This window comes from Patescibacteria group bacterium (assembly GCA_038063375.1).
GTDB lineage: Bacteria > Patescibacteriota > Minisyncoccia > Phycocordibacterales > JANLHH01 > JANLHH01.
Window position 1 is genome coordinate 11,896 of sequence record JBBTVG010000017.1, and the last position, 4,584, is coordinate 16,479.

At 45.1% G+C, this 4,584-nt stretch carries 3 protein-coding genes and 3 tRNA genes; 1 reads left to right on the plus strand and 5 read right to left on the minus strand.

Translation table 11 applies throughout. From position 1 onward, the window contains the following. The 4 genes from AAB523_02330 to AAB523_02345 all read right to left on the minus strand — a co-directional run bounded on the left by AAB523_02330 (position 1) and on the right by AAB523_02345 (position 1,842). Positions 1 to 73: transfer RNA gene (locus AAB523_02330), tRNA-Pro, on the minus strand. A 227-nt stretch (positions 74 to 300) separates the two neighbouring features. Further along, complete coding sequence (locus AAB523_02335; protein ID MEK7556103.1) at positions 301 to 711, minus strand: YraN family protein; 411 nt, start codon at positions 709 to 711, stop codon at positions 301 to 303. A 672-nt stretch (positions 712 to 1,383) separates the two neighbouring features. Further along, positions 1,384 to 1,454, minus strand: a tRNA-Gly gene (locus AAB523_02340). Between the two features lie 315 nt (positions 1,455 to 1,769). Beyond that, a tRNA-Arg gene (locus AAB523_02345) sits at positions 1,770 to 1,842 on the minus strand. 65 nt (positions 1,843 to 1,907) lie between these two features. Here AAB523_02345 and AAB523_02350 point away from each other — a divergent pair. Further along, positions 1,908 to 3,380 carry a CCA tRNA nucleotidyltransferase gene (locus AAB523_02350; GenBank protein ID MEK7556104.1) on the plus strand — a complete coding sequence of 491 codons (1,473 nt, stop codon included), beginning with the start codon at positions 1,908 to 1,910 and terminating at the stop codon, positions 3,378 to 3,380. 316 nt (positions 3,381 to 3,696) lie between these two features. On the opposite strand, the gene AAB523_02355 is transcribed toward AAB523_02350, so the two are convergent. Then, complete coding sequence (locus tag AAB523_02355; GenBank protein MEK7556105.1) at positions 3,697 to 4,470, minus strand: exodeoxyribonuclease III; 774 nt, start codon at positions 4,468 to 4,470, stop codon at positions 3,697 to 3,699. Positions 4,471 to 4,584: the final 114 nt, after the last annotated feature.

Here is a 4,584-nt window from a genome sequence, read left to right on the forward strand (position 1 = left end):
TCGGGACGCCGGGATTCGAACCCGGAGTCACCTGCTCCCAAAGCAGGGATGTTAGCCGTTACACCACGTCCCGTCTTTAATTTCCTCCTTTCCTCTTACACTCTTTAAACTAAAAACAAGACTCTGGCTAACATGTCAGCCGTGCTACCATGTTTACTCGCACGTCCTGTTTTTTATTCCGCATCCCGTTAGGTTACCAGAATGTAAAACATCTTACCATTTTGAGCAATAATTACAACCTTTTTTGTTCATAAAGGACATTATTTAAAATGTCCTTTATGATGTCGGTTCCCTTTCATTCTATAAAACTATATTTTCCGTAAACCGTATCTTTGCTTCCTTGTTTTTCACGTCCAGAAATACAGCCACGATGTCTATTTGCCAGAGCGTTTCACCTGAAACGTTCTTTTCAGCCAAATAACTCTGTATGGTGCGGTAAAGTCTCTTGATTTTCCACGGATGAACGTTTTCTTCTGGTCTATCACTGTTCAGTGTTTCTTGTGAAACGTTTCGTATGTTTTCACGGGAAACCGTTTTTACCTCAACAAACCGCAATACGCCACCCTTTTTTGCAACGATATCGATCTCTCCCCACTTTTTAAGATAATTCCTGTCTATGACGTCAAATTGCTGTTTCATGAGGAACAAAGATGCAACATCCTCTCCTAGTTTACCAACATACTGTCTGTGTTTTTTTACGCTGTTATTCATGAAACAAAACACTAACGGTAATGGATAAGAACTTTTCCAACATCTCTTGAGAATAGGCTTTTCATGAGTAACTGTTCCACGTGTAACCGATGATATTTCTTTTACTTAGTTTCACGTGAAACGTTTTTGCAAACCCAACTAAAAAACTCATTAAAAAAGGTCACTATTCGCATATAATCCTTATTTAAAGCCATATTATTAAGACAAATGTATTGTCTTTTTGTCATTTTTTAGCAAGATAAAAGACGTCTCTTATACACATATACACCGACTTATCCACAGTTTCCCACTATTTTCGCCTTATTATTGGACCAAAAAGCTTTCCTTTTTATAAATTTATTGTTTTATGGTTATAAAGGACAATACATGTCCTTTCTGACATTCCATCTCCCTCAAAAAGATGTTCTGTTTCGTAACAAGAAAACATGCTCAATAGATCATCTCTTTGTAACTCGTTCCTTATTCTAAATTCTAAAAATAAAGAAGTTCTCATGGGAACCTTTTTATTCATGTGCGGATAGGGGGAATCGTTTCTTACAGAAACAGTACCCCGATTGGATATTTTGTTCGCACTTCGTACTCCAAAATACCTCAATCGGGCTTCGATTCTTGCTCCTTTTGCTTCGCAAAAGATGCGCCCCTATCCGCACAGCTTTCGCTACGCTCAATCTGTGCGGATAGGGGGAATCGAACCCCCGTTTCAACCATGGCAAGGTCGTGTCCTACCACTAAACGATATCCGCAATACAAAACATAAACAATTATAAAGGGTATTAAACCGCATGGCAAGTTTTGCACCCTTTGTTGTCGGCGCTCGCTCGGAAATGAAAAATAAGAGTTTTTCATTTCCCTCGCTCGCTAGACAATAATCCACGCAGGGAAGTACGTAAAGGTACTTCCCTGCGCTTCTCCTAGTGCGCCCGGCAGGACTCGAATCTTACAGATTCAGTACCCCAATTGTCCCGTCTAAAACGGGATCAATCGGGCTTCGAGTCCCGCCTATACGCCTCGCTACCGCGAGGCTAGGCGCCGGGCGCACTGCTTCGCTTTGCTCATTGTGCGCCCGGCAGGACTCGAACCCACAACCCCTTGGTCCGAAGCCAAGTACTCTATCCATTGAGCTACGGGCGCAACACATAAGCAATCATACAGAAGAATTGGGAAAATATCAAAGAATGCAGTAGAATATACCTATCATGTCAAAAATGTTTACTGTTCCCAAAGAGGTTTCCCGTGTAACAGACACGTTGCGGGAGGCGGGTTTTGAGGCCTATTTGATAGGCGGTTGTGTGCGCGACCTCTTGCGAAACAAAAAACCGAAGGATTGGGACATCACCACCAACGCAACACCGGAAAAGATTCAAGGACTCTTTGAGAAATCATTCTACGAAAACGACTATGGCACTGTTGGAGTGGTCAACGAAGACACGGAGGACAAAACGCTCAAGGTTATTGAGGTAACGCCGTATCGCATTGAAGGTAAATACACTGATGGACGAAGACCGGCCGAAATTCACTTCAACGCTACACTGGAAGACGATTTGCGACGAAGAGACTTCACGGTAAATGCCATTGCATATGATCCATCTAACGGACAGATGGTTGACCTTTATAACGGTCTTGCTGATATAACGGACAAAATTATCCGCACCGTAGGGGAGCCGGAAGAGCGTTTCTCTGAAGATTATCTCCGTATCTTGCGGGCAATACGCTTTGCCACGGAACTTGGTTTCACGATTAACACCTATACGGAAGAAGCGATCAAGAAAAACGCCGCCAATCTGGAGAAAATCTCTCGTGAACGGGTCCGGGATGAGTTCTCAAAAATCCTTATGTCACAACACCCGATGAGCGGCATCACTCTTGCTCACGAGTTAGGGGTGCTCAAGTATATTCTTCCGGAGACTGAGGAGGGGATCGGTGTGGAGCAGAATGGTGACCACATCTATGATGTGTGGGAGCACAACCTGCGCGCGCTTCAGCACGCCGCCGACAGAGATTGGCCGCTTCATATTCGCATCGCGGCACTCTTGCACGATGTATCAAAACCCGAAACGAGGCGGTGGTCAAAAGAAAAAGATGACTGGACATTCTATGGCCATGACGTAGTGGGTGGGCGTGTCGCCAAAAAAATCCTCACCCGACTCAAGTACTCCAATGCGGAGATTGATGTAGTGTCCAAACTGGTACGCCATCATCTATTCTTTACGGACATTGAGAAGATCACCCTCTCCGCGGTACGCAGGATCGTTCGCAATGTTGGTCCAGAAAATGTGTGGGATCTGATGAAAGTGCGCGCCTGCGACCGTATCGGCATGGGGCGACCAAAAGAAACGCCGTATCGTTTGCGCAAGTATGAGTCAATGGTTGAAGAAGCTATGCGGGCACCCGTATCTGTGGGAATGCTTAAAATTGACGGCGCGCATATCATGGAAATTGCAAAAGTAACCCCGGGACCGAAGGTGGGCTTCATCTTGCATGCGCTTTTGGAGGAAGTCTTAGATGACCCAAAACAGAACACTAAAAAATATCTGGAGAAACGCGCGCAGGAACTTGCGAAACTCCCTGAAAAAGAATTGGAAAAACTCGGGAAGGCGGGGAAAGAAAAGAAGGACGAAGAGGAAGGAAAAGAGCTTGCCCTAATCCGCAAGCGACATTGGGTGAAGTAGCGAACAAGAGAAAAAGAGGAACACAAAAAAAGACCTCGCGTTTGCGGGGTCTTGTGGTTCTTGTTCATGTACTCATTCCTGCTAGGCGGCGGTCTGTAATGGGGAGACAAACCTCGGTAGTCTCTACTTGGCGAGAGTGGTCATGTTCAAAAAAAATCATGAACAGAGCTTCGTAAAGCATTCAGGCCAAGGAAACTAGATTTGTCTTTCTTGTAAAGACCCGCCACAACCACCGCCTAGCATTCCAATTATTCTGCTCACTATTATACACAGAAGTGGCATCTGAGCAAGTTTCCCCGCGCACTACACTCGGACACTATCTTATCTCCATCGTCACAGGGCAGTGGTCGGAGCCGTATACTTCGCTCAGAATTTTTGTTGCTGTTATCTTCGGCAAGAGCTCATTTGAAACAAAGAAATAGTCTATCCGCCAGCCGACATTGCGGTCACGGGCGCGTGTTTTCATGTCCCAATACGTATAGACCTCTTTTTTATTGGGGTAGAAGTGCCGAAACACGTCTCTATAGCCGTGATACACAACCTCGTCTATCCACGCACGCTCTTCGGGTAAGAATCCGGTGTTTTTTTCGTTTTCTTTCGGGCGCGCAAGATCAATCGCTTCATGCGCGGTATTCACATCACCGCAAAAAATAATTTTCTTTCCTTTCTTTCGCAGTTTCTCTATATATGCCAGGAATGCATCATAAAATTCCAGTTTGTACTTAAGTCGGTCAGGTCCTCCACCACCGTTGGGGAAATAGACGTTCAGTAATATAAAATCCTTGAAATGCGCGACCAGCGTACGCCCCTCGTCGTCAAACTTTTTGATCCCCAGACCATATTCTATCTTCGCCGGTTTCTCCTTGGTATAGATCGCGACACCGCTGTATCCTTTTCTGACTTTTGAAGACGCGAAATACGCGTGGTAGCCGACAATGAGTCGCAGTTCGTCAGGCAACTGGTCTTCGGATGCTTTGGTTTCCTGCAAACACAGTATGTCCGGATGCTCTTTTTTGACAAAATCCAAAAAACCGTCTTTGCGGTGGACTGCTCGCAGGCCATTCACGTTCCAAGAAATGATGCGTGTCATGGAGCGATTATATCACAGCACAGAACCCTGTTCATTCCGGAAAGTTGATTTTTGTTTCACCTGATGTATGCTGTGGAGAGTTTGGTTCTTATTATCACGCACAACCGAAAAGGA